At 60.8% G+C, this 22,810-nt stretch carries 21 protein-coding genes and 1 riboswitch; of the genes, 14 read left to right on the top strand and 7 right to left on the bottom strand.

The window, feature by feature from the left end; translation table 11 throughout:
• Positions 1 to 2: 2 nt before the first annotated feature.
• The 3 genes from FBT96_RS09025 to FBT96_RS09020 form a co-directional block, all read right to left on the bottom strand.
• On the bottom strand, positions 3 to 683 hold the full coding sequence (locus FBT96_RS09025; RefSeq protein WP_136905964.1) for a cytochrome c: 681 nt from the start codon (positions 681 to 683) through the stop codon (positions 3 to 5).
• 131 nt (positions 684 to 814) lie between these two features.
• Complete coding sequence (locus FBT96_RS20655; protein WP_169583333.1) at positions 815 to 1,189, bottom strand: hypothetical protein; 375 nt, start codon at positions 1,187 to 1,189, stop codon at positions 815 to 817.
• Between the two features lie 4 nt (positions 1,190 to 1,193).
• A complete protein-coding gene (locus tag FBT96_RS09020) occupies positions 1,194 to 1,754 on the bottom strand; it encodes a L,D-transpeptidase (protein ID WP_136905963.1) in 561 nt (186 codons plus the stop codon).
• Between the two features lie 523 nt (positions 1,755 to 2,277).
• On the opposite strand from FBT96_RS09020, the gene FBT96_RS09015 reads away from it, so the two are divergent.
• From FBT96_RS09015 to FBT96_RS09005, 3 genes are read left to right on the top strand one after another with little or no spacing between them, the layout of a single operon-like run.
• The gene (locus FBT96_RS09015) at positions 2,278 to 2,841 is read left to right on the top strand and encodes a L,D-transpeptidase (protein WP_136905962.1); all 564 of its coding nucleotides are present in this window, start codon (positions 2,278 to 2,280) and stop codon (positions 2,839 to 2,841) included.
• The gene (locus FBT96_RS09010; RefSeq protein ID WP_136905961.1) at positions 2,838 to 3,605 is read left to right on the top strand and encodes a DsbA family protein; all 768 of its coding nucleotides are present in this window, start codon (positions 2,838 to 2,840) and stop codon (positions 3,603 to 3,605) included. Before FBT96_RS09015 ends, FBT96_RS09010 begins: the two co-directional genes overlap by 4 nt.
• A gap of 4 nt (positions 3,606 to 3,609) precedes the next feature.
• A complete protein-coding gene (locus tag FBT96_RS09005; protein WP_126976240.1) occupies positions 3,610 to 4,197 on the top strand; it encodes a cobalamin biosynthesis protein CobQ in 588 nt (195 codons plus the stop codon).
• A gap of 128 nt (positions 4,198 to 4,325) precedes the next feature.
• On the opposite strand, the gene FBT96_RS09000 is transcribed toward FBT96_RS09005, so the two are convergent.
• The 3 genes from FBT96_RS09000 to FBT96_RS08990 all read right to left on the bottom strand — a co-directional run bounded on the left by FBT96_RS09000 (position 4,326) and on the right by FBT96_RS08990 (position 7,146).
• Complete coding sequence (locus FBT96_RS09000; protein WP_212635372.1) at positions 4,326 to 6,425, bottom strand: copper-translocating P-type ATPase; 2,100 nt, start codon at positions 6,423 to 6,425, stop codon at positions 4,326 to 4,328.
• A 77-nt stretch (positions 6,426 to 6,502) separates the two neighbouring features.
• Positions 6,503 to 6,928 (bottom strand): CopM family metallochaperone, encoded by a 426-nt coding sequence (gene copM, locus FBT96_RS08995; protein ID WP_125327782.1) that lies wholly within the window; start codon positions 6,926 to 6,928, stop codon positions 6,503 to 6,505.
• Positions 6,929 to 6,957: 29 nt separating this feature from the next.
• Positions 6,958 to 7,146: a heavy-metal-associated domain-containing protein gene (locus FBT96_RS08990; protein WP_136905960.1), complete on the bottom strand. Its 189-nt coding sequence runs from the start codon at positions 7,144 to 7,146 to the stop codon at positions 6,958 to 6,960.
• 170 nt (positions 7,147 to 7,316) lie between these two features.
• Between FBT96_RS08990 and FBT96_RS08985 the strand changes: the two genes are divergently transcribed.
• From FBT96_RS08985 to FBT96_RS08970, 4 genes are all read left to right on the top strand, one after another.
• Positions 7,317 to 9,794, top strand: coding sequence for a heavy metal translocating P-type ATPase (locus FBT96_RS08985; RefSeq protein ID WP_136905959.1), 2,478 nt, complete (start codon positions 7,317 to 7,319; stop codon positions 9,792 to 9,794).
• Between the two features lie 12 nt (positions 9,795 to 9,806).
• On the top strand, positions 9,807 to 10,277 hold the full coding sequence (gene cueR, locus FBT96_RS08980; RefSeq protein WP_136905958.1) for a Cu(I)-responsive transcriptional regulator: 471 nt from the start codon (positions 9,807 to 9,809) through the stop codon (positions 10,275 to 10,277).
• Positions 10,278 to 10,294: 17 nt separating this feature from the next.
• Positions 10,295 to 10,510: riboswitch (cobalamin riboswitch) on the top strand.
• A gap of 35 nt (positions 10,511 to 10,545) precedes the next feature.
• On the top strand, positions 10,546 to 10,722 hold the full coding sequence (locus FBT96_RS08975) for a CbtB domain-containing protein (RefSeq protein WP_126976236.1): 177 nt from the start codon (positions 10,546 to 10,548) through the stop codon (positions 10,720 to 10,722).
• An 18-nt stretch (positions 10,723 to 10,740) separates the two neighbouring features.
• Complete coding sequence (locus FBT96_RS08970; protein WP_126976235.1) at positions 10,741 to 11,496, top strand: CbtA family protein; 756 nt, start codon at positions 10,741 to 10,743, stop codon at positions 11,494 to 11,496.
• Between the two features lie 135 nt (positions 11,497 to 11,631).
• Here FBT96_RS08970 and FBT96_RS08965 read toward each other — a convergent pair whose 3' ends face one another.
• Positions 11,632 to 12,699, bottom strand: a complete 1,068-nt coding sequence (locus tag FBT96_RS08965) for a hypothetical protein (RefSeq protein WP_136905957.1) — start codon at positions 12,697 to 12,699, stop codon at positions 11,632 to 11,634.
• 226 nt (positions 12,700 to 12,925) lie between these two features.
• Here FBT96_RS08965 and FBT96_RS08960 point away from each other — a divergent pair, with 226 nt between their 5' ends.
• From FBT96_RS08960 to FBT96_RS08930, 7 genes are all read left to right on the top strand, one after another.
• The gene (locus tag FBT96_RS08960) at positions 12,926 to 13,819 is read left to right on the top strand and encodes a recombinase family protein (RefSeq protein WP_136905956.1); all 894 of its coding nucleotides are present in this window, start codon (positions 12,926 to 12,928) and stop codon (positions 13,817 to 13,819) included.
• Positions 13,820 to 14,138: 319 nt separating this feature from the next.
• Positions 14,139 to 15,323, top strand: coding sequence for a plasmid partitioning protein RepA (gene repA, locus FBT96_RS08955; RefSeq protein WP_249306396.1), 1,185 nt, complete (start codon positions 14,139 to 14,141; stop codon positions 15,321 to 15,323).
• A complete protein-coding gene (gene repB / locus FBT96_RS08950; RefSeq protein ID WP_136905954.1) occupies positions 15,308 to 16,279 on the top strand; it encodes a plasmid partitioning protein RepB in 972 nt (323 codons plus the stop codon). Before repA ends, repB begins: the two co-directional genes overlap by 16 nt.
• Positions 16,280 to 16,519: 240 nt before the next feature.
• Complete coding sequence (repC, locus tag FBT96_RS08945; RefSeq protein WP_136906025.1) at positions 16,520 to 17,575, top strand: plasmid replication protein RepC; 1,056 nt, start codon at positions 16,520 to 16,522, stop codon at positions 17,573 to 17,575.
• 138 nt (positions 17,576 to 17,713) lie between these two features.
• Entirely contained in the window at positions 17,714 to 19,978 is a 2,265-nt protein-coding gene (locus FBT96_RS08940) for a hypothetical protein (RefSeq protein ID WP_136905953.1), read from the top strand.
• Positions 19,979 to 20,143: 165 nt separating this feature from the next.
• A complete protein-coding gene (locus FBT96_RS08935) occupies positions 20,144 to 21,346 on the top strand; it encodes a Fic family protein (protein ID WP_212635371.1) in 1,203 nt (400 codons plus the stop codon).
• Between the two features lie 138 nt (positions 21,347 to 21,484).
• Positions 21,485 to 22,684 carry a DUF932 domain-containing protein gene (locus FBT96_RS08930; protein ID WP_136905952.1) on the top strand — a complete coding sequence of 400 codons (1,200 nt, stop codon included), beginning with the start codon at positions 21,485 to 21,487 and terminating at the stop codon, positions 22,682 to 22,684.
• Positions 22,685 to 22,810 lie beyond the last annotated feature (126 nt).

Raw genomic sequence — 22,810 nt, 5'->3', positions numbered from 1 at the left:
GGTCAGTTCCGGCCCGCTCGAAACTGCGCATGACAGGAAGAGCAGGTCGCGCTGATCCGGTTGAAGAGGTCGTCCGCCGCCAGTGTCGTCAGATCAAGCTCCAAAACTGTCGGGTCCGATGTCCCTCGTGCCACCGCGATCTCTTCCGGAGCCGCTCCGTATCCCATCAATTCCGCGATCGTGAAGCCTTGCGCCGGTTGCGGTGTTCCGGTCATGCCCATGGCCGAGTGATCCATGCCAGCCATCTCGCCATCTGGCGAACTCGCAGGCTCGAGACCGTTCGGGGCTGCTTCGGCCAAGGCGTCAGCATAGGCCTTCAGTTCTTCGGAGAGAGCCGCGAACTCCTGCCAATTGGCCCAGATTTCCGGCTTGGCATAGGTGACGCCTTCAAGGCTGTTTTCAGGGAAGAGCGACAGCATCGTCCCGCCCGCATGACTTGCAATGACGCTGGCGCCTTCAGACACAATAAAGGTGTCGTAGGGCACGGTGCCCTGCATCATCGGTGCCAATTCCGCGATGGTGTCGCGCATTGCCGTCATTCCGTTCATTCGGTCCAGGACGACGCCCGTCGCCCCCGTATGTGCCAGTGCCACTGCCGCGACGGCGGAAGCGGCAAGCGCGATCGCGCCCGTCCATTGAGATTTCATCGGCCTGACTGCCCTTGGTTTCTTGTTGTTGATCATTGGCTGCGCCCTGCCGGTCAGGCGGGCCACGCCTTGGGACGAATTCTGGAGTCAGGCTGAGAAAGGGTCGAACCTGAGCCAGTCTTTCAAACCGGCTCTTCTGGTCATCGAACAATCGTTCGGCCTGACTGTCAGGTCACTGTTCGCGGGGGAGGAAGTGTGATGGCCGGACCGCCAAAACGGCGTTGCGACTGCTCAGCGCCGGGCTGAAGCACAGCCGGAACGACCGTGGGCTGTATCGATGACAGAGCATCTGGCAAAACGAACGCCGTGCAAATCACGCCGGGGTGGCAGGCAGGCGTTGCGGAAGATTGCTGGTCGGGTGTATCGGCAGCCTCGACGGTGAGGTCGGAATGATGCTCGTTGCCAGACGCTGCTTCTGCAGACTGTCCCAACACCAAGCCCATGACCAGAGCGACAGTCAGAAGCCACATCGACACGAAGCGCGAGAACCTGCGGACAAGCAGGTTTTGCGGGAGGGCCAAAGGGGTTGCTGTCGATTTCATCTGTTCAGATCAGCTTGACTTTCGTTCCGACCGGCGTGCGATCGAACACCTCTTCGATGTGCTCATTGTAAAGCCCGATACAGCCGTTCGACGAGCGGCGACCGATCTTGCGCGTGTCGTGGGTACCATGAATCCGGTAGTACTGCCACGATAGATACAGGGCGCGGGTGCCGAGCGGATTGGTCGGATTGCCTCCTGGCACAAAGGCTGGCCATTCCGGGTTGCGCTCCCGCATCGAGGGCGTCGGAGCCCAGCTCGGGTTTTCCCGCTTCTCGACGACCTCGGTATATCCCCGCCGGGTCAATTCATCCGACAGCGGAACCGAAGTGGGGTAGAGAAACATCTGACCATCGCTCGTCCAGTGCTGGAGAACCTTGGCTGTGGTGTCAGAGATGATAACCCCCACCCCAAGCGAGTCGAAGTGGTCCTGCCACTCATGGGTACGGAACGCCGAGATGTTGTTTCGGACGGGCCCTTGGTTATCCTCGGTTGCGAAGGCTGCCCGGCCCGTCAAGAAAGGCGCGGCAAGGGCTCCGGCAACGAAAAGTCGTCGACTGAATCGCATGGTCTGCTCCTCCTTTTTTTAACCTCTGCCGGGTTCCAACGTGGGAAGGTCAAATCGCTTCCCGTCTCACAGGGGTAACAAAGAGGTGAAGCCGTGACGCTTTCGCCGATTTTGTTTGGAAATTCTCTGCTCACTTCGATGTGAACACCTCTCCCATACACCAAGAGCGCTATTCTGCTCCCATGCGTAAGCTCGCGAACATTCTGTGTGGTCTGTGCTTGCTCGTCGCCCTTCTCTGGGCGGCGCTTCCTGATCACTCATCCCACGGCGCGCATGTCGATCATGCTCAAACCGCAGCTGTGGACCAGGAGGCCCTTTGCAGCGACGGCTCAGGCCATGCCTCCTGCCAGCTTGTTGCAACTGCCACCTTGTCATTTTTCGAGGTGGCACCGTCTGCCAAGTCAGCGCAGTTCGTGATCACGCCGGTCTCGGCTTCGAGCCGAGCCTTTGCCCCCCAACGTCCTCCTCCGCGAACCTTCTTCTGAGCAAACCCTCGTCCTTAACGTTCCCCTCAGGAGTTCGCATGATTTTCCGTCGATCCTTTCTCACCGGCGCAGCCGCCGCAGCCCTGTCGATGCCAACCGTCCTTCGTGCCCATACCGAAGAAACCTTTGTCCTGGCCGACGAATTTCAACCTCGCGAGGTCCGAGTCCGAGAGCAACATGCCCCCGGTCAGATCCTCGTCTTCCCGCGAAGCTTCTTTCTCTATTATGTTTTCGATTCCGAGCGGGCCGTCAGGTACGGTGTCGGCGTCGGCAAGGCCGGTCTGGCATTCAAGGGTTCGGCAATCATCGAACGTAAGGCCGAATGGCCGTCATGGCGCCCGACAAACGACATGATCCGCCGGAATCCCGATCGGTATGCCCAATTTGCTGATGGGGTGCCGGGGGGACCTGGAAACCCTCTAGGCGCTCGAGCCCTCTACCTTTACCGCGACGGGCGCGACACCTACTACCGGATTCACGGCACGACAGAGCCCTGGTCGATTGGACAATCTGTGTCGAACGGCTGCATCAGGATGCTGAACGACCATGTGATCCAACTCTACGAGCAGGTACCCGTCGGAACGCCGGTGACAGTCCTGTGACGATCCGCCGTCGCGATCTCTTTGTAGTGGGGGGCATCATTGCCGTGATCTATGGACTGCGGGCCTTGCCTTGGGACCGGCTTGGCGGACGCGAGCTCTCCTATGTCGACATCGAGGATGTGCCGCCATTTCGTCGACTGGAGCTGGCCGGTCAGACCTCCACGGCAAACATCGCCCTTGTCGGTCTCGATGGGCCACTACCTGATGCGGGAGCACGCAGGGCGCGCATGGAGACCCTGCGCACTGACCCATGCCCAGCCCTGTTCGGAAATAACTCCCCGGATGCTGTGGTTCCGATCGCCTACTTCAGTGAGTTTCGTTGCCCCTTCTGCCGTGCACTCGAGCGGGATCTTGAGACCCTGCTGGCCGAAGATCCGGCTGCGTACCGGCTCGTGCAACACGAACTTCCAATCTTCGGGCCGCCGTCTGAACTGGCCGCCCGGGCATCTGTTGCCGCCGCACGTCAGGGCAAGCAACAGGAGCTTCGCCGCCGCTTCATGCGGACACCGATGGTTGCCGAAGAGGCCTCGGTGCGGCGTGTGGCGGAAACCCTTGATCTGGATGTCGAGCGGCTCTTGATTGACATGTCCTCCGCTGCGGTTCAGGTCGAGCTCGAACGAACACGCGCACTTGCCGATCTCTTCGGGTTCATCGGCACCCCAGGTCTGGTGATCGGCCGGACCGTGCTCACCGGTGCGGTTCCTCTCTCCCTCCTCCGAGAGATTGCGCAAGAGGAGAAGGCCGAACCAGTTCCGGTCTGTTGATACGATGAACACACCAACCCATATGCTGATCGGGGCTGCCGTCTTTGCGCGTCCCATCGTGCCGGCCACTCTGGTAGCGGCCATGCTGGGCGGCCTCGCCCCTGATGTCCCGATGTTTGCATTGGTCCTATTTTCGACACGCCTGGTCGGAATTCCGCAGCATGAAGTCTTCGGAGACCTCTTCTACTCGGACTCATGGCAGGCCATCTTTGCCGTTGATCACAGTTTTTTCGTCTGGGGCCTGCTTCTTGCTCTTGGACACTGGCGACGTCACCTCATTCTTACCGCCTTTGCAGGAGCCGGCCTTTTGCATGCGGCCACCGACTTCGTCACCCATCATGACGATGCCCGCCGCCAATTCTGGCCCGTGTCGGACTGGGTATTCCGCAGTCCGGTCAGCTACTGGGACCCGAACTATTACGGCGGTATCATCGGCGTGGTGGAACTTGGGCTGGTTCTGTTCGCCACTGTCTTTCTCTGCTGGCGGCACCAAAAACTCTGGCAGCGCGTCGTGATCGTCATTTTGGCTGCTGTGTTCGTCGTACCCGTGATTGTCACAGGTGGCTTCCACGGACTTCACGGCATGGGCTGAAAGAGCGCAACGCAACCTGCTCCAGGTTCCCGCTCGGCATGGCTTGAATGGCCATTCTGGATTGATCGCGCCGCCCCTCGCAGCTTACCGAAAAGCCCGCTTGGTCGTCCTAAGCGCTCAATGTTTCCTTAGCTCGATCTGTATCGCCGCAACAGTTGCGCGTTGATGGCAACAATGATCGTGGAGGCCGACATGAATACGGCACCGACTGCAGGCGTCATCAGGAAGCCGGTGCCGAAAGTGATGCCAGCCGCCATTGGAATGGCAAAGGCGTTGTATCCTGTCGCCCAGATCAGGTTCTGAACCATCTTCGAATAGGTCGCTCGTGACAAACCAAGAATGGCCTCGACGTCCCGTGGGTCAGAACGCACCAAGACCACGTCAGCGGATTCCACGGCGACATCCGTTCCCGCACCAATTGCAATCCCAAGATCGGCTTCGACGAGCGCTGGCGCGTCGTTCACCCCGTCTCCGACCATGGCGACTTTCAAACCCCGGGCGCGAAGTTCTTTCACGCGGGCCGCTTTCTGATCCGGGAGCACCTGTGCGAAATATTCATCGAGGCCGAGTTCTGCGGCGACCGACTTCGCGACACCCTCTGCGTCTCCTGTCATCATGATTGACCTGACGCCCTTTGCCTTGAGACGCGCTACGACATCACGCGATTCCGTGCGCACGATGTCTGCCAAAGCAAGCAACGCATAGGGCTGGCCGCCGACCTCCAGCACCACGACGGTCTTGCCGGCCGCCTCCAGCAGGGCGAGTCGGGGGTCGGTTACAGGTCTGTCCTGCCGCAGGAGATGACTGGGGCTGACAATCGCGATTTCCTGCCCTTCAACGCGCGCCGTTACGCCAGCACCAGTGATGCTCTGCAATCCTTCCGGGGCCGGAAATCCGATGCCACGGGTTTTCGCGGCGGCGACGACTCCCATGGCGATCGGATGCTGCGACTGGCTTTCAACCGATGCCGCAAGGCGCAAGGCGGTTGTCTCGTCGCCATCTTGCAGCAAAACCAGATCGCTGACGCCGAACCTGCCCTCGGTCAGTGTGCCTGTCTTGTCAAAGACCACGGCATTCAGATCCCGCGCACGCTCGAAGGCCGCACGGTCGCGAATCAGCAGTCCGTTGCGCGCTGCCAGCGATGTCGAGACGGCCACGACGAGCGGCACGGCAAGGCCAAGCGCATGCGGGCAGGCGATGACCATGACCGTCACCATCCGCTCAAGCGCAAAAGTGGCCCCCGCCCCGACCGCATACCAGTAGCCGAACGATCCGAGGCCGACGGTGATGGCAATCCAAGTCAGGACAGTCGCTGCGCGCGAAGCCAGATCCTGTGTGCGCGAGCGGCTGTCCTGCGCCACTTTCACCATGGCGATGACCTGTGACAGGTAGGTCGCCTCGCCCGTCGCCTTCACCTCGATGGTAACAGCACCTTCGCCATTTACCGCACCGCCGATGACAACCTCGCCCGCAGACCGCGTGACAGGTTTCGATTCCCCGGTCAGCATGGCCTCGTTGAAGGATGATGTGCCTTCGATGATCGTTCCATCGACCGGCACTTTGGCGCCGGGGCGGATCACGACCCGGTCGCCGGCAATCAAGGCCGCGACGGGCACGTCCTCCGTTCCACCGTCCGCAGTAACGCGCAGTGCGGTATCGGGCAGCAGGCGGACCAGTTCCTCCAAAGCGCGAGAAGCGCCGAGGACGGACCGCATTTCAAGCCAATGGCCCAAAAGCATGATCGTGACGAGCGTGGCCAGTTCCCAATAGAACGGCTCTCCGCCGGGCAGTCCCAGCGTGACGGCAGCCGAGTAGAAATAGGCTGTAGAAATGGCAAGCGCGACCAGCGTCATCATGCCCGGACGACCACTGCGAATTTCCGGAAGTGCCCCTTTCAGGAAGGGCCAGCCGCCCCAGAAATAGATGATCGAAGAGAGGGCCAGCGCGACCCACTCTTCGCCAGCAAACAGGGGTGCCATCCCTTGCCCCGTAAAGTCCCGCACCATCGGCGACAGCACCAAGACTGGGACGGTCAACATGAGGCATACCCAGAACCGGCGGCGGAAATCGGCCACCATGTCGCCGTGTCCTGCGTGGTCACTACCCCCCTGTGGCGCATGCCCCATCGCGGTGTGATCAACGGCGGGCCTAGCACCATGGCCCATCCCGGAATGGTCCATTCCGGCCATCGGCGGGTGGGTGTCCGGTTTCTGCGCGTTGCTGGCCATCAAACCGAACTCCTTTGCGTCCCGGATTGCACGCGGCGCGGCCGATCCCGACCGCGCCGCCCAAGGTCATCCCGGGCTTACATGCCCTTGGTGGCGAGAAAGGCCTTGAGCGTGGCGATCTCGGATTCTTGCGCCGCAATGATCGCTTCGGCCAGCTTGCGCATTTCGGGGTCCTTGCCGAATTCAAGCTGAATCTTCGCCATGTCGATGGCGGCCTGGTGGTGCGGGATCATGCCCCGGGCGAAATCGATATCCGGGTCGCCGGTATAGGGGACCATCATGTCGGCCATCATCTTGTCCATCGCGGCAGCGCTGGCGACGGTAGCCGGGTCATTGGCGAGTTCCGGGGGTATCAGGGTCGCATGGCTCATCATGCCCATATCCCCCATGCCCATGCCGCCCATGTTGGAGTGGTCCATGCCCTCCATGGTTTGCTGGGCAAATGCGATCCCGCCGACAACAGCAACAGCCGCAATAGACAGCGCTAGAGTACGTTTGTTCATTCAGATTTTCCTTCGATGGTTATGTTTTGTCAGGCAGGCGCGTAGCCTACCTCGCTCAGCGCAGCGACCAATCGGTCGCGAGAAGCCGCTGATTTCACTTCGACCTTGTGCGAGGCCGGATCTGCGCTCACCTCAGCGGTGGGGTCCACCGCCTGGATCGCCTTGGTCACACTGCGTGCGCAGCCGCCGCAGGTCATGTTCTCGATATGGAACTGCATGAGTGTCTCCTTTTGGACAATCGCCTCATGCAACTCGATATGGGCCTTCCCACCGTTGTAAGGTCAAGGGAACAAATCCGTGAACAGACAAATTGAAATCAGGGCTTGACCTTACCATCATGGGAAGCCTTATCTCAGTCAGCGGAGTAACTCGCCACTGGAGTGCCGCGATGAACATACAAGTCCCTCAGAACGCCACGGCAGACCTCGGCCGGATCGTGATCGACGTCGAGGGCATGACCTGCGCATCATGTGTCGGGCGCGTTGAGCGCGCACTGCAGGCGGTCTCCGGGGTAAAAACCGCAGCCGTCAACCTCGCGACGGAACGGGCAGAAATCATCGGGCCAGACCTCGACCGGTCGGCGCTTGTTAAGGCAATCGAGGACGCGGGATATGATGTTCCAACGCGTCCGATTGATATCGTCATTGAGGGTATGACCTGCGCCTCCTGCGTCGCGCGGGTAGAGCGGGCCTTGAAAACGGTACCCGGTGTGACCGCAGCCAATGTCAATCTGGCCACGGAACGCGCAACGGTCACCGGAACGGCGGACCTTGCCTCCCTCATCGGCGCAATCGCGGATGCGGGTTACGAGGCACGGGCAGCAGCCGAAACCGCCATCATGTCAGAAGAGTCCGCCGCGAAGAAAACGGCCGAGGAAGCCGCATTGAGGCGCGATGTGCTTTTTGCTGCGGCTCTGACTCTGCCGGTTTTTGTCCTCGAGATGGGATCGCATCTGTTCATGTGGGTCCACATGGCGGTGATGAACAGCATTGGCATGCAGAACAGCTGGTACATTCAGTTCGCCTTGACGACCGTGGTCCTCCTTGGCCCTGGCCTCAGGTTTTACCGCAAGGGGTTTCCGGCCTTGGCGCGTCTGGCGCCTGATATGAACAGCCTAGTCGCGGTCGGAACGTTGGCTGCCTTCGGCTATTCCCTGGTGGCAACCTTTGCCCCCGGAATCCTTCCCCCAGGCACCCAGAATGTCTATTTCGAGGCGGCGGCAGTCATCGTCACATTGATCCTCCTTGGTCGTCTGCTTGAAGCTCGCGCAAAAGGCCGGACCTCAGAGGCGATCAAGCGGCTGGTCGGACTTCAGGCCAAGACTGCGCGTGTCCTTCGCAATGGCGGCTTGGTCGAAGTGCCGGTCGCCGAAGTCCGCCCGGGCGATGTCGTCGAGGTCCGCCCCGGCGAGCGGGTGCCGGTCGACGGAGAGGTCACGACGGGCGCAAGCTGGATCGACGAAAGCATGATCTCTGGCGAGCCCGTGCCGGTCGAGAAGGCACCGGGCAGCACCGTGACCGGCGGCACAGTAAACCAGACCGGCGCCTTCAGTTTCCGGGCGACGGCGGTGGGCGAGGCTACGATGTTGGCTCAGATCATCCGCATGGTCGAAGCCGCGCAAGGCGGCAAGCTGCCGATCCAGGCGTTGGTCGACCGCGTGACGATGTGGTTCGTTCCCGTCGTCATGGCGCTTGCCGTCCTGACTTTCGCCGTCTGGCTGATCTTCGGGCCTGATCCGGCCCTGACCTTTGGCCTGGTCAACGCCGTCGCCGTCCTCATCATTGCCTGCCCCTGCGCCATGGGTTTGGCCACACCAACGTCGATCATGGTCGGCACCGGGCGTGGTGCCGAAATGGGCGTGCTCTTCCGCAAGGGCGAGGCCCTCCAAGCCTTGCAGAGCGTCAAGGTGGTCGCGTTCGACAAGACCGGTACCCTGACCGAGGGCAAGCCGCGCCTGACCGACATGGCGCTGGCGCCGGGCTTCGACCGGGCCGCAGTGCTGGCAGTGGTGGCGGCTGTCGAAGCGAAGTCCGAGCATCCGATCGCCCGCGCCATCGTCGCCGCGGCCGAAGCCGAGGGCCTGATCCTTCCCGAGGTCACTGCCTTCGATTCCGTCACCGGTTTCGGTGTGACGGCGGCGGCGGGCGGACAGCGAGTCGACGTCGGCGCCGACCGCTACATGGTCAAGCTCGGCCTCGATGTCTCGGGCTTCGGCGATACCGCGACCCGGCTCGGCGACGAGGGCAAGTCACCGCTCTATGCCGCCATCGACGGCAAGCTTGCTGCAATCATCGCCGTTGCGGATCCGATCAAGGAAACCACGCCGCAGGCGATCCAGGCATTGCACCTGCTGGGGCTGAAGGTTGCCATGATCACCGGCGACAATAGCCGCACGGCGAACGCCATCGCCCGCCAGCTTGGCATCGACGAAGTTGTGGCCGAGGTGCTGCCCGACGGCAAGGTCGCTGCTGTGAAACGTCTGAAGGCGCAAGGCCCGCTTGCCTATGTTGGCGACGGGATCAACGATGCGCCCGCCCTGGCTGAAGCGGATGTGGGCCTTGCCGTCGGCACCGGCACCGACATCGCCATCGAGGCGGCGGACGTCGTACTGATGTCGGGCAGGCTGACTGCGGTCTCGGATGCCATCGCGCTGTCCAAGGCCACGATGCGAAACATTCGCCAGAACCTGTTCTGGGCCTTCATCTACAATGCCCTGCTGATCCCGGTTGCGGCAGGCGCGCTGTGGCCCGCCTTCGGTCTTCTGCTGTCGCCGATCTTCGCCGCCGCTGCGATGGCGCTGTCGTCAGTCTTCGTTCTTGGCAATGCGCTACGGCTGCGGCGCTTTGCACCTTCAAGCGCCGTGTAAGGAGGCCCTGAGATGAACATCGGTGAAGCTTCAAAATCTTCGGGCGTTTCTGCCAAAATGATCCGCTACTATGAGTCAATCGGACTCATTCCGGCAGCAGGAAGGACGGTTGCAGGATATCGCGTCTATACGATGACCGATGTTCAGCTTCTGCGCTTCATCCGAAGGGCGCGGGATCTGGGCTTCTCCGTCGAGAAGATCGAGGAGTTGCTGGCGCTCTGGCAGGATCGTGCACGGCAGAGCGCTGATGTGAAACAGATTGCGCTTGAGCAGATCGCCGGTCTTGAAGTTCGAATTCGTGAAATGCAGGCAATGATGGACACGCTTCGCCATCTGGCGGATGCGTGCTGCGGCGATCACCGCCCGGACTGTCCGATCCTAGCAGACCTCGTGAATGGCCCCGATCAAGGCAGTAATGGGGGCCAGGATGAACGAACTCCCGCGTCCCGCTCCGAAAAGGCTGCCGGGCTTCAAGCGCATTGACTTTCTACGGCCTGCGCATGATCGTGATCTTGTTTGGTGTTCATGGGATGCAGAGTCCCCGAACTCAATCGGGAATGAGGAAGGGTGGACCCAATAGCGGCACCCGACGCCTCAGCCGCCCCCGCGACTGTATGCGGTAGTGGCCCTTCGACACGCCACTGGGCAACTGCCCGGGAAGGCGAAGGGTTGCAGTGACCGTGAGCCAGGAGACCGGCCAGACAGGAGGCTTAACCCAAATCCCGTCGGGTGTGACGGGCGGAGAAACATCATGTCTGCCACCACTCTTTCCACCGCGTCCGTACAGCACGCAGGACTGGTTCGGCCCATCCTGACCAGTGCTGTCCTTGGTACGTTTCTCATCTTTGCGGCAGGTTTTGCCTCTTCAGATGCGCTGCATGCCGCAACACATGATACCCGCCACGCCACTGGCTTTCCCTGCCACTGACAGATCGAGTTAGCTGACATGACGAGGTCCCTGCTGTCCGGCGGGGTGATTGCGGGTGCTATTACAGGTCTCGCGGTTGCCTTTCTGCAGTTTTTTCTGATCCAGCCACTCATCATCGAAGCCGAGCGATACGAGACCGGCGAACTTGTCCTGATGGGGGTGGCGCAAGATGACCCCTCGGGATCGAGTGGCGATCCTGTCCTGCCTGCGCACGATGCCGACGACGCTGACGAAGAGGTTGGTATCGTCGTGCGAAACGGCCTGACGGTCCTGACTTTGGTCTTGACCTGGTCAGGCTTTGGCCTGGTCGCGGGAGCTGCTCTTGCAACACACCGTGCCCTGTGGGGTCCACACAGCATTTCTGCACCCGCGCTCGCCCTTTCCGGCTTCGCTGCTTTCGCCCTGTCACCCAGCTTGGGACTGCCACCGGAGTTGCCAGGCATGCTGGCCGCTGATCTGTCGGACAGGCAAATGTGGTGGGTCATGTCGGCGGCGGCGACGGTGGCGGGGCTTTTCCTCGCCAGTGGGGTCAAGTCCTGGCCTGGGCGTCTCGCAGGGCTTGCCTTGATGGTGGCCCCCCACCTTCTCGGGGCACCGCAGCCACCTGCTTCCGTCCCGGTCATTCCTCCGGATTTGGCCGCGCTCTACAGTGCCCGGGTACTCGGCCTGAGCCTGATCGGTTGGCTTGCTCTCGCATCCCTTCTCTTCAGATTGATGCCGGAAGACGGGCGGGAGCAACCTACTGCTGTCGCAGAAGCTGTTGATACCCGTTGACAGAGCAGTCGGAACGACGCATGCGCTCCATTCTTGCGGTGATCCGATCATCGTCCTTCACATCCTGAACCGCACGATGCATGTCGAGGAGAACTTTTTTCCGGACGGCTGACACCCCACGCCTGTGAAGGGCTGTCAATTCGCAGCGCGCCACATCCGATACCGCCCCTGCCCCGTCACCTCGCGGATTAGACCCCGCTTCTCCATCCAGGCGAGGTTGCGCTGGACGGCGGCGCGGCTGGCGCCGGTCAGCACCTCAGCCATTGGGGCGGATACAAGAGGCCATTCGGTCAGCACGGCGCGCAAGGCTGGGGGTGTTCTGCCCGACAGCGTGGCCATCTCGGTTTCGGACCGCGCTGACCAAGCCTCGATGTCGTCGAGGTGCCGCATCGCGGTCCGGCTTGCCGACTCCATCCCGTCGAGCCATCGCACCAGTCGGTCAGCGGCTGTACCACCGGCGCGCAGCCCCCCTGCCCCGCCCATGGCGAGAGGGACAAATATCGCTCCCCTGCCCTCGCTGGTCGCAATCCGCGCGGCCGTTACAGCCGCTTCCACACGGTCTCCGTGCTGCCCGAGACCCGCCAAACTCCAAAGGTGGAACCCCATGCAGGCGCGGCTGATCGGGTGGAGATCAGCAGCTTGCGCCATCACGTCCAGCCAACCCCCCGCACGATCCGCGAAGGACTCCGCCTCATTCGCCAAGTTTTCAGGGTCACGGCGATCCACAAAAGCGGCCAGGTCCACCTCCGGCCTTGGCCCTCCCGTCAGGCGTCGCACCGCCCATCCGACGCGTGCCAAGGCGGCCGTGTCGTCTTGAACTCCAGACAGGCGCAGGGCGATCCAGAGCGCCAGTCGATCCGGCCCGATGCGGTCGCCTGCGAACCAGCTTAGGTCGGCCGCTTCGATCAGGGCGAGCCTGTGGCGCCAGCCCTCCGGCCCCCTCCGCAATCGCTCGTCCAGCCCACCGAGCCGACCTGCGACACGGGCGAGCCCCGCGGCATTGTCCGCCTCGGCTTTGCGCCAGTCATAAACGATCGCTGTCTCGCGGTGTTCGGCCCTGGGGCCTGGCGGCGGATCGTCTGGCACGTCTTCGATTGGACCGGGCAGGAACCACAAATCGTCTTCCGATCTTTCCTCGGCCTCTTCCACCCCGGTCAGAGGGTCATCAAAACTATCATGTAGAGCAGATGCTTGAGGCTTCATATGTGCAAAATACGCGCGTTTTGCACATTACCCAAGGGTTTTCTCGGGGTGCGTCTGCACTCCTTATATAGCACGCGCGCGCGACTGCCTGCGAGATCTCTCTGATCGCGCGCAGCCTCAGGAAATCAAGGGCATTTCGCTGACCTCGGCCATAGAGAGCGCCCTTGCATCCGTTTACAAACGGTCGTTTATTGGTGATATCGGAAACTGCAAACGGCCTGTTTTGATGCCCCTGATCGGCTACGCGCGCGTCTCGACCGAAGATCAGACCTCCCTGCCCCAGTCGCAGGCCCTGAAATCCGCGGGCTGCGCAGAGATCCATGAAGAGCAAGCCTCGGGCGGAAATCGTGCCCGGCCGGTGCTGGCGCGGGTGCTGGCGCGGATCGGCAAGGACGACACGCTGGTGGTGGTGCGCATCGACCGTCTGGCGCGGTCGCTCTCCCACCTCCTCGAGGTGATCGAACGGCTAGAGGCAAAAGGTGCCTTCTTCCGCTCGCTCATGGACCCGATCGACACGTCGTCTCCGCAGGGTAAGTTCACTTTGCAGGTCTTGGGCGCAGCGGCCGAGTTCGAGCGCGCCCTGATCCGGGAACGCACCAAGGCGGGACTGGCCAGCGCAAGAACCAAAGGCAGGGTAGGCGGCAATCCGGGTTTGCGCGCCCGTGATCCGGCGGCGTTGCGAAAGGTGCGGCTAGCGCGACAGGACGGCTACCTCAAGCGCCTGAACGAGACGGCGCAGGACTGGGTGCCCCATGTCCGCCGCCTGCGGCCCGACTTGGCCTGGGAAGACGTGGTGCGCATCGTCAACGGCCCCCTGCCCCGCGAACGACAGTGGACACAAAGCCGCTTGCTACGTGCCGTGAATGCCTATGTCCGCGACGGCTTCCTGCCCGAGACGGTCCTGGACCGCGCCGGCCGCCGTGAAACCGACGACCGGCTGCCCGCCATCGTCGCCGCCATCAAGGGCGCGGATCCCGCTATCACGCTTCAGGCGATCTGCACCCGGCTGGAAGCGATGCGTGAGCGAACACCCCGTGGGCGAACAAGCTGGCAACCGTCTTCAGTGAAGATGCTGATTGAACGGGCCGAGAAGCTAGGGCTGCTTTCAACACTCAGGTAATCTGGGCGTCCTGTCGATCGGCCAGTCCACGACGGTATGAACTCCGAAATGGCGGCCCTCACGCGGCGAGCGAAGGTGAAGAACTGGATAGTTCACGTGCAGGATCTTCTTCAGATCACCCAGAAGGAAGCGCACCGCCCCGTTGACGCTCGATAGCGCTGTGCATAACTTTTTCCACCATATCTAGATTCTTCTTGATGGACTCACTCGTTCATGTCATTTCGGTTCTGACGACAAAGCGCGTCAGATCGGCTTAATGCCGTCAAAATCATAAAGAGCCCTAACAAGGGCCTGAGGGCAGTGAATGACTGAACGAGGCATGAATCTCAATCGCGGGGTCGGCACAGCCGACATCGGTGCGTTTGCGGACAGCTTGGCAGAATCGCTGAACCGGCAAATGCGGGCTGCCTTTCAACCGGAAGAGCGCAAGTCTCTGCGGCGCTTCAGCTCGACGGAGGTCGCTGAACTTCTGCGCGTCAGCCCGTCGAATCTGCGGAACCGCCACAAGGATGGAAGCTTTCCCGAGGTCTTCACGGACGGACGTGGGCACCGCTACTATTCTGCCGAAGAGATCGACACCCTGCGCGACATACTTGCCCGGACAGGAAAGAATGCAGACGCATACTTGCCGGGCCGCCGGGACGGCGACCGGCTGCAAGTCATCTCCGTTGTGAATTTCAAGGGCGGCAGTTCAAAGACCACTGCTACGATCCACCTGGCTCAAAGGTTTGCCCTGCGCGGCTATCGAGTGCTGGCGCTGGACTTTGACCCACAGGCCAGCCTGACCACCTTCTTCGGCATCAGACCCGAGCTCGAATTTTCTGACAGCGGCACGGTCTATGACGCCCTGCGCTACGAGGGCAAAGTTCCGCTCTCATCGGTCATTCAGAAGACCTATTTCCACAACCTCGACATGGTGCCTGCGGGCTTGCTGCTGTCGGAATACGAAACCGAAACAGCAAATGCTTTGGCGCGTCGCGTGCAGCCGATCTTTGCAGAACGTCTGGCTTTGGCGCTGGACGAAGTCGGCGCGGATTATGATCTGGTTCTAATCGACTGCCCGCCGCAGCTTGGGTTCCTCACTCTGACAGCACTTGCGGCCTCGACGGGGCTTTTGGTGACCGTGGTCCCGGGGATGCTAGATATTGCCTCAATGAGCCAGTTCCTGAAACTTGCCTCCGAGACCGTGCAAACGGTTGAAGAGGCGATCGGGCGAAAAGTGGCTTGGGATTTTGTCAAGTTCCTGATCACACGCTACGAACCCTCCGATGGTCCGCAGACGCAAATGGCTGGGTATCTACGTTCGATCCTGGCGGGCCAGGTCATGACGGAACCTATGCTGAAGTCCACGGCCATTTCGGACGCCGGAATGACGCAGCAGACGATCTATGAAGTTGATCCGGGCCAGTTGATCCGCAAAACGATCGACCGAGCCCTGAGCAGCGTGAACAACGTCGCGGATGAGCTTGAACAGACGATTCAAATGGCATGGGGTCGACGCTGATGGGCCGAAACATCTTCAACCAACCTGCTGTGGACGTGCCCCCCTCCCCTGTCCCGGCGAAACCGACAAAACTTGGCGGTTCCGTCGGCGGGCTGAGGGAGTCCCTTCGAGAGATCACTGCCAACTCCATCCGAGATATTGACCCTGAGCAGATCGAGGTCGATGGCTTGCGGGACCGGATGGCCTTCGAAGATGATGGCATCGACTTGCTAGCCGAGAGCATCCGCAAGCACGGCCAGCAGGTTCCGATCATGGTTCGGCCCTCTGATCAGCCGGATCGCTACCGCGTCGTCTACGGGCGCAGGCGACTTGCCGCGATCAGAAAGGTTGGCGGACCAGTCAAGGCTATAGTCCGCACCTTGGACGACGACGCCTCGCTGATCGCCCAAGGACAAGAGAACAACCTCCGGCTCGATCCGTCGTTCATTGAGAAGGCCCTGTTCATCAAAGAGATGCAGGAAGCTGGGTATAAGCCAGGCGTCATCCAGGACGCACTTGGATTGACCAGGCAAGGCATCTCCAATCACCGGGTAGTGATCGAACAACTCCCCGAAGAGTTGATCCGACTGATCGGCCCGGCTCATGGAACCGGACGGCGTCAGTGGAGTGATCTTGCTGCGTTGGCCTCGAAGGTGGCTCTCACCGAGGTTGCGCGAACCGCCTTGGCCGCCCTGCCCCAAGACGCTACCGGCATCGACAGATTCCAGACTGTGTACAATGCCTGTCAGCGGTCTGCAAAGAGTTCAATAAACCTCTCGGCGACGGGGCGCAGTTCCACGGTAAAGGACGAGGGTGGCAACGTTGTTGCGACCCTCTCCGTCGACGCCAAGTCCATCGGGATTAAAGTCGCCCGCAAGGACAATCCAGAATTCGGCCTTTGGCTGGAGGAACGTGCCGAAGCAACGCTTCGTGACCTCTTCCAGAAATGGCGGGATGAGCGAAGGCAGGAAGACTGACCCCTGCCCTTAAACATGTAACGCGAGCAGAAGGAGAGTAGCGAAGGCCAAAAAGAAAAGAGCCCCCCAAGGTTTCCCTCGGAGAGCCCATCATCGATATGCACCTATGATGTAGCAACCTCCCACATACTGGTCAAGAGTCACCGATTCGGTGGACATGATTTTTGTTGCCTTCTGCGCGAGAAATCGTGGGGGGTGCCGGGAAAGCTATGGGCCGACGTGGCCGTCGTTCAAAAAAACATGGCATTCACTCAGGTTTCCGCAAGTTCCTCCGGCGCCAGAAAGCGCGGCCAGCAAGAGAATTGTACGCCTCCCGACATCTGGACGGTCTTTCGAGCTCTGCGCGACGCACGGAGTGCCTTCGGACTAAAGCCGGGGCACATCCAGACCTTGCAAGCTCTCCTTAGCTTCCTCCGGCCAGGGCAAGGTGACACTGTGTTTGCTTCAAACTTGGAAATCTGCCGACGGATCGGGGGCGTGGACGAACGGACTCTCCGTCGCCATATCGACCGTTTCGTAGACCTTGGAATGATCGCGCGCCATGACAGCCCGAACCGCAAGCGTTATCGCGTCAGCTCGCGTAATGGTCAGGTCATCAGCTTTGGCCTTTCGCTTTCGCCTCTGTTGAGGCGTGCTGGTGAATTCCTCAATGCAGCCGCAGAACTGGAAGAGGCCCGCCGCGATCAGGTCTTTCTGCGTAAGCAAATTCTCGTCGGTCTGGCTCATATCGACCGTATCGAACCTGGAAGCGCCTTTGCAGAAAGCACTCGCAGAACGATTCGGCGAAAGCTGGCGGTGGCCGAATATCGTTGCCTGCTGGATCAGATCACAGGCCATCTCGGTCAAATGTCCACCGTGGTGGACGTTATGATTACAACAAAACTGCCCGCCAATGACGGTCAAATTGTCCGGCACCTTTCTAAGTCAGAAAAAGATAGAAAGGAATCTGAAAGCGCTGAGAACGATCTACTACCCAGCGTCCAGATGCTAACCGCCGTTTGCCAAGAAGCTACGGCGTTCGCCCCAGCGGCGTTGCGAACGTGGGACGACATCGAAAGACATGCACAGAACCTCGCTCCGATGATGGGCATTCAGCCGGGAACGTTCCACGAAGCAAGCAGGCGTGTGGGTTCTAAGAGAACCGCCGCTGCTGTTTTCATTCTACTCCAACTAGGAACCCGGATTCGAAACTACGCCGCCTATTTCCACAGTGTCACCCTTGGAAAGAAGATGGCTACGTTTAGACCAGCCACGATCCTGGAAAGGCTCTCAACATTTACAAGCGTCCATGTTTGATGTCCACCGCGGTGGACATGGGGAAGAAATTGAACTCGGGCATGTTGACGGGCAACGAACATTACACAATTCAACCTGCTCTCCACCTTCACGCGGACTTTCGATAGCTGGGCCGCCCCAGAAATCGAAGGATGAAAAATGAAATCAACGTCTTCTGCACTCACGCCGCGCAAGATCGCCGAGTTTTGCAAGAGCCGGTTCACGACGATCTTCACCGAAGGTGAGGTGCGCTTGCTCTACGGCTGCTTGGTCGACCTGCTCGAACGAGCCGAATATCCACCCTATCGGGGCAGTGGGCTCGACCTGCAGTCGCTGTCTGCCATGCTCGACATCGATGTCGAGCGGCTCCGCGCCCATCGGGTGCACTTGCAGCCGATCTTCGATGCAGTGGCACGGGAAGTTTCGAATGTGGCCTTGCGACCGGCTCGTTCGGCGAGCCGCTCAATGCGTTCCAAGGTCACCGCGCCTTCCGCGAACCGTGCCGACGTTCCCACGACCAGCACCGAGAAGGTTCGCAAGAAGCCCGGCGTCCGGCCACGAGCGATCGTCGAGTTTCCCGAGCCACTGGACACGACATTGAAGGACCCCGCGACCTTTGGCGAAGCCCTTCAATTGCATGCCCGCCGTCATGACGAAACCATCTACCACCTCTACAACGCGGTGGTGAGACCTGAGGATGGCGTCAATCGCAGCACGCTCATCAGCTGGGGGCGCGGTAAGAAGGTCCCGCGCGCTGCGATCAGTCTGGAAATCTTGGGACGCATCGAACGGCGCTATCGTCTGTCGCCGGGCTACTTCACGGGCCTGTCTGGTACTCCTGATCGAGCGCCCGGCGATTTTGATCTGGCAGATATCTCGCCGTCTGAGCGCCGACGTCTGGCGTGGCACCTGCCCGAAGATTTCAACCGACGGCCAAGCCAGGAGAAGGCAGAAATCCTGAACTGGGTCCGCACGGTGATCATCAGCGGGTCCACGGATTATCGCAGGTATCAAGCGGCTGCCATTCGCCAGCGCTATGCGGTTCGCTTCAGCTGTGCCTCGGGGCCGGTTCGCAAGTCTTCACCCGCGAGGACACCGGACGAGTCCGGCATCGTCATCGCGCCCAAACACCTGAACGACGAGATGGCCGACCTTCTTCGTTTCAAAACGTCGACCTTCGCCGCCTTCGGCATGCAACGGAATGGGGTGTGGGGGACGGAAACCGCCTCCCAGAAGGTGGAGCATTTCGGGCTGTGGTTCGGGGCGTTCGTGGCCCCACCCGATAGCGAGGTGCAGGGCCTCGGCGTCGAACCGAAGCTTCTGACTTTCGCCATGATGATCTTTCCGCAGGTCTGGGATTGGTACCTTCACTGGCGGGAGCGCCGGCGGGGCTTCTACACGAAATGGGAGATCGACCTGCTATCAATTGCTGCCGCGATCTGTCGGGAAGAGACCGGTTGGCTGCGCCAATCACCTCGCATGGGCAGCAGCCTTCGTCCGATTGAGGGCTTGGTATCCGAGGCCGACATCAACGCGGTGCAATCGGATTGGCCTGCCGCCTGCGATCGCATGTACAAACATGCCCGTCGACGGATCAAAGAGATCGACCGTGTTGCCCGGGTTCATCGAGACCCCTTCGAGCCCATCCTGCCGGTGCTCGAAGCGCCAAGTCCTGTCGGCGAGTACCGCAAGATCACCGAAGAGATCCTAAAGCGGATGCCAGATGAACGGCACAATGCCCGCGCGTCCGCGGAGGCCGTCCGCGCGTTCCTGATGCTGCGCATCGGTCTTCACACGGGGCTGCGGCAGAAGAACTTGCGCGAACTGATGCTGTGCCAGCCTGGGACCTTGCCGACCTCAGAGCGCAAGCTGGAGGACACGAAGCGTGGAGAGTTACGTTGGAGCAGCCGCGACCAAGGGTGGGAGATCCTGATCCCGTCGGTCGCTTTCAAGAATGCCAATTCCTCGTTCTTCGGTTCCAAGCCATTTCGCCTGATCCTTCCAGACCTTGGGCGACTTTACGAACTGATCGAAGCTTGGATCGAGCGCCATCGCGCGCGCCTGATCGGCGAGGCCTTTGATCCGGGAACGTTCTTCGTCAAGACGGCGAAAATGACCAGCACCAATGCGGCTTACTGCCAGAACACGTTCTACGAGGCATGGCGGACGGCGATACAGCGCTACGGGATCTATAACCCATGGACCAAGCGCGGGGTGATTGAAGGCCTGTTGCCGCACGGTCCCCATAATGTTCGCGATGTCCTGGCTACCCACATCCTCAAGCGCACCGGGTCCTATGAGCAGGCGAGTTATGCCATTCAGGATACACCCGACATGGTTGCACAGCACTACGGTCGGTTCCTGCCGCAGGACAAATCCGAGATTGCGGCAAGGATACTGAATCAGGTCTGGGAAGCGGCCTGATCTGATAAGGCGGTGTGGATCCGGACATGTCCTGACCCACACCCCAAAGCCGAGAGTGGCACGGCTTAGTGGCATGCGATAGTGGCAGATGTCCGCTTTATCCTAGCTTTTTCTAAAGCTACAGAATATGTTGTGCGTCACACTTAGTGGCATTCTGGAGCCTGCTTGACGTACATCGTGTCCCCATCACGGATAGAGCCTGCCCGGCTCGAAGATGACATCCCGCTTGACCTGGTCGAGACGGCAAACCGGCTGATTCAGTCGTCGCGCGGTTTGGGCCGGAACTTGCCTGCCCGTACCCTGGCCGATTTGGCCGCGATGGTGCGGATGATGAACAGCTACTACTCCAACCGTATCGAAGGAAACAACACCCGCCCGCGCGACATTGAACGGGCACTCGCCGGTGACTTTGACGCCGATCCAGGGCGTCGTGCGCTGCAGCAAGAACATGCGGCCCATGTCCACCTGCAAGAAGAGATCGACCGCCGGGCGGTCGAGGGCACGCTCGCAGATCCGAGTGATCCGTCGTTCATCAAATGGCTTCACGAAGCCTTCTATGAAGGCGCCACTGAAGAGATGCTGACGCTGCGCCATGGGGGCCAAGTGGTCCGGATCGTTCCCGGGGAATGGCGGCAGGGCGACGTAGAGGTTGGCGCCCATGTTCCGCCTCCGTTTGACACCGTTCCCTCGTTCATGGCGCATTACCACACCCGGTTTCGGCTGGATTGGCTGCATGGTCAGGTCACGCGCACACTTGCCGTGGCGACTGCACATCATCGCTTCAACTTCATTCATCCGTTCTACGATGGGAATGGGCGTGTAAGTCGGCTGATGTCGCATGCAATGTCGCATCATGCGGGCATCGGGGCAGGGGGGCTCTGGTCCGTTTCGCGCGGGCTGGCCCGAGGTCTACAGGATGGTCTGCCGGGTCGCGATGAATACCGTGAGATGATGCAACTCGCCGACCGTGTCCGTCAGGGCGACCGTGACGGGCGCGGGAACTTGTCGTTGGCTGCGCTTGTGACTTTCACTAAGTGGTTCCTCGCGGTTTGTGAGGATCAGGTCACATTCATGGCGGGCATGTTCGACTTCGACCGAATAGGCGAAAGGCTTACGCGCTATGCTGCGCTTTCAGGTTTGGGCGAGAGGGCAGGGGAGTTGCTGCGCATCGTCCTATTGCGCGGCGAAGTTGACCGTGGGGATGTTGCCGCCTTGCTGGGCGTCGCACCCCGCACGGCCCGCGCCACCATGAAATCACTTCTTGATGACGGCATCATCGGGTCCGAGACCCCACGCAGCGCCCTGATGCTGCGCTTTCCCAGCAAGACGCATGACGTCCTGTTCCCACGCCTCTTCGACCTGACTTAAAGGCCCGTGACGAGGGCCTGGCATTCCTGTCGGTGTTTGTGCCTGACGTCAGTTCAGAGAGTTCGAGGAAGGAAGGTTATCCGGTGATGGGCCAGGGCCGGGAGAGAGGCTTCCGGCGCCCGTCACGGAGAGACTGCTATGAACAATGTGGAAATTCTGGACCCCGTGCGGACGATGAGGTCGAGCGGTTACAAGGTTGATGTGAGCCGGGGTGAGAGGAACGGGCGGGTGTCGTCCGAATGGTTCAACCGGCCCGATGACGAGCGGTATCTGTCGCTCGACGATCTTTGGGCATCTGTGAAGGCTCGGTCCGAACGCAGCCGCAGCCGGGTGGTGCAGACGGCGGATATCCGGGTCGAGGCCGCGCGCGACAACCCCGAGCGGTTACAGCTGATGCTGCCGAAAGCGCACGAACCGGTCGCGCCCACGCATTGGGCCTTCGGACAGCTTGCCAGCATCGTCGGTGCCCCGGCGTCATACCTGCGGCAACTGCCCGCGCCGCTGGCGGGCATCAACCTGCAATACGGCCTGACCAACCACCGCGCTGAGCAGGTGAAAACCTTCGAGACGGACGACGGCCGCACGGAACTGCGCGCGGTGACTGGTCCCGATTATGGTCGCATCCATGACCACGAGCTGGTCGAAGCGGTGCAGCGCATCGCGGGCAATGGCACTGGCGACACGCGCTGGAAGGTGCCGGGTGTGCTCGACTGGTCGACCGGGGTCTACAACCCCGATGTCGAGATCAGCCGCGACACGACCACGCTTTATGCCTCGGACCGCGATGTGTTTCTGTTCTTGGTCGACGATCGCAACCCGATCGAGGCGGGCAAGCTGGCGGACGGCTCTCCCGATCTCTACTTCCGGGGCTTCTACTGCTGGAATTCCGAGGTAGGGGCCAAGACCCTTGGCATGGCAAGCTTCTACCTGCGGGCGGTCTGCCAGAACCGGAACCTGTGGGGCGTCGAAGACTTCCAGGAGATCACCATCCGCCACTCGAAATACGCCGCCTCCAGATTTGCCCATGAAGCAGCCCCTGCGCTGACGCGGTTCGCCAACTCCTCGCCGCAGGGCTTTGTGAATGGCATCAAGGCCGCGCGTCAACAGATCGTGGCGCGGACGGATGAGGACCGGGATGATTTCCTGAAGAAGCGGGGCTTCTCGAAGGCCGAATCCGGCAAGATTATCGAGAAGGTGCTGATGGAAGAGGGCCGACCTCCCGAGAGTATTTTTGATTTTATTCAAGGGATTACGAGACTTGCACGCGATAAAACGCAGCAGGATGCGCGTCTCGACATGGAAAGCCGGGCCAAGAAGCTGCTCGATCGCGTCAGCTGAGGTGAGGTGAGGTGAGGTGAGGAGCGGGGCAGGGGGCTCGGATATCGCCTGCCCCCTGTCACCAGAACGTCCCCTTTTTCCCCTTCCCAGCCAAATTCGCCGCATCAGCTCGTTGCCATTCGGCCG

Origin of the sequence: Rhodobacter capsulatus (assembly GCF_005144475.1) — a bacterium.
GTDB classification, from domain to species: Bacteria; Pseudomonadota; Alphaproteobacteria; order Rhodobacterales; family Rhodobacteraceae; genus Rhodobacter; species Rhodobacter capsulatus_C.
Note: the sequence above shows the minus strand (reverse complement) of the source record. Positions and strands in the feature narration are given on the sequence as shown.

Bases quoted from the DNA above. Each gene is read 5' to 3' on its own strand.
- repA (WP_249306396.1), top strand. From the start codon at position 14,139: ATGAATCTCAATCGCGGGGTCGGCACAGCCGACATCGGTGCGTTTGCG.
- FBT96_RS08965 (WP_136905957.1), bottom strand. From the start codon at position 12,699: ATGAAGCCTCAAGCATCTGCTCTACATGATAGTTTTGATGACCCTCTG.
- FBT96_RS09015 (WP_136905962.1), top strand. From the start codon at position 2,278: ATGATTTTCCGTCGATCCTTTCTCACCGGCGCAGCCGCCGCAGCCCTG.
- repB (WP_136905954.1), top strand. From the start codon at position 15,308: ATGGGGTCGACGCTGATGGGCCGAAACATCTTCAACCAACCTGCTGTG.
- repC (WP_136906025.1), top strand. From the start codon at position 16,520: ATGGCATTCACTCAGGTTTCCGCAAGTTCCTCCGGCGCCAGAAAGCGC.
- FBT96_RS08990 (WP_136905960.1), bottom strand. From the start codon at position 7,146: ATGCAGTTCCATATCGAGAACATGACCTGCGGCGGCTGCGCACGCAGT.
- FBT96_RS08960 (WP_136905956.1), top strand. From the start codon at position 12,926: ATGCCCCTGATCGGCTACGCGCGCGTCTCGACCGAAGATCAGACCTCC.
- FBT96_RS08940 (WP_136905953.1), top strand. From the start codon at position 17,714: ATGAAATCAACGTCTTCTGCACTCACGCCGCGCAAGATCGCCGAGTTT.
- FBT96_RS08975 (WP_126976236.1), top strand. From the start codon at position 10,546: ATGTCTGCCACCACTCTTTCCACCGCGTCCGTACAGCACGCAGGACTG.
- FBT96_RS09020 (WP_136905963.1), bottom strand. From the start codon at position 1,754: ATGCGATTCAGTCGACGACTTTTCGTTGCCGGAGCCCTTGCCGCGCCT.
- FBT96_RS09000 (WP_212635372.1), bottom strand. From the start codon at position 6,425: ATGGCCAGCAACGCGCAGAAACCGGACACCCACCCGCCGATGGCCGGA.
- FBT96_RS09005 (WP_126976240.1), top strand. From the start codon at position 3,610: ATGAACACACCAACCCATATGCTGATCGGGGCTGCCGTCTTTGCGCGT.
- copM (WP_125327782.1), bottom strand. From the start codon at position 6,928: ATGAACAAACGTACTCTAGCGCTGTCTATTGCGGCTGTTGCTGTTGTC.
- FBT96_RS08930 (WP_136905952.1), top strand. From the start codon at position 21,485: ATGAACAATGTGGAAATTCTGGACCCCGTGCGGACGATGAGGTCGAGC.
- FBT96_RS08970 (WP_126976235.1), top strand. From the start codon at position 10,741: ATGACGAGGTCCCTGCTGTCCGGCGGGGTGATTGCGGGTGCTATTACA.
- FBT96_RS09025 (WP_136905964.1), bottom strand. From the start codon at position 683: ATGATCAACAACAAGAAACCAAGGGCAGTCAGGCCGATGAAATCTCAA.
- FBT96_RS08985 (WP_136905959.1), top strand. From the start codon at position 7,317: ATGAACATACAAGTCCCTCAGAACGCCACGGCAGACCTCGGCCGGATC.
- cueR (WP_136905958.1), top strand. From the start codon at position 9,807: ATGAACATCGGTGAAGCTTCAAAATCTTCGGGCGTTTCTGCCAAAATG.
- FBT96_RS20655 (WP_169583333.1), bottom strand. From the start codon at position 1,189: ATGAAATCGACAGCAACCCCTTTGGCCCTCCCGCAAAACCTGCTTGTC.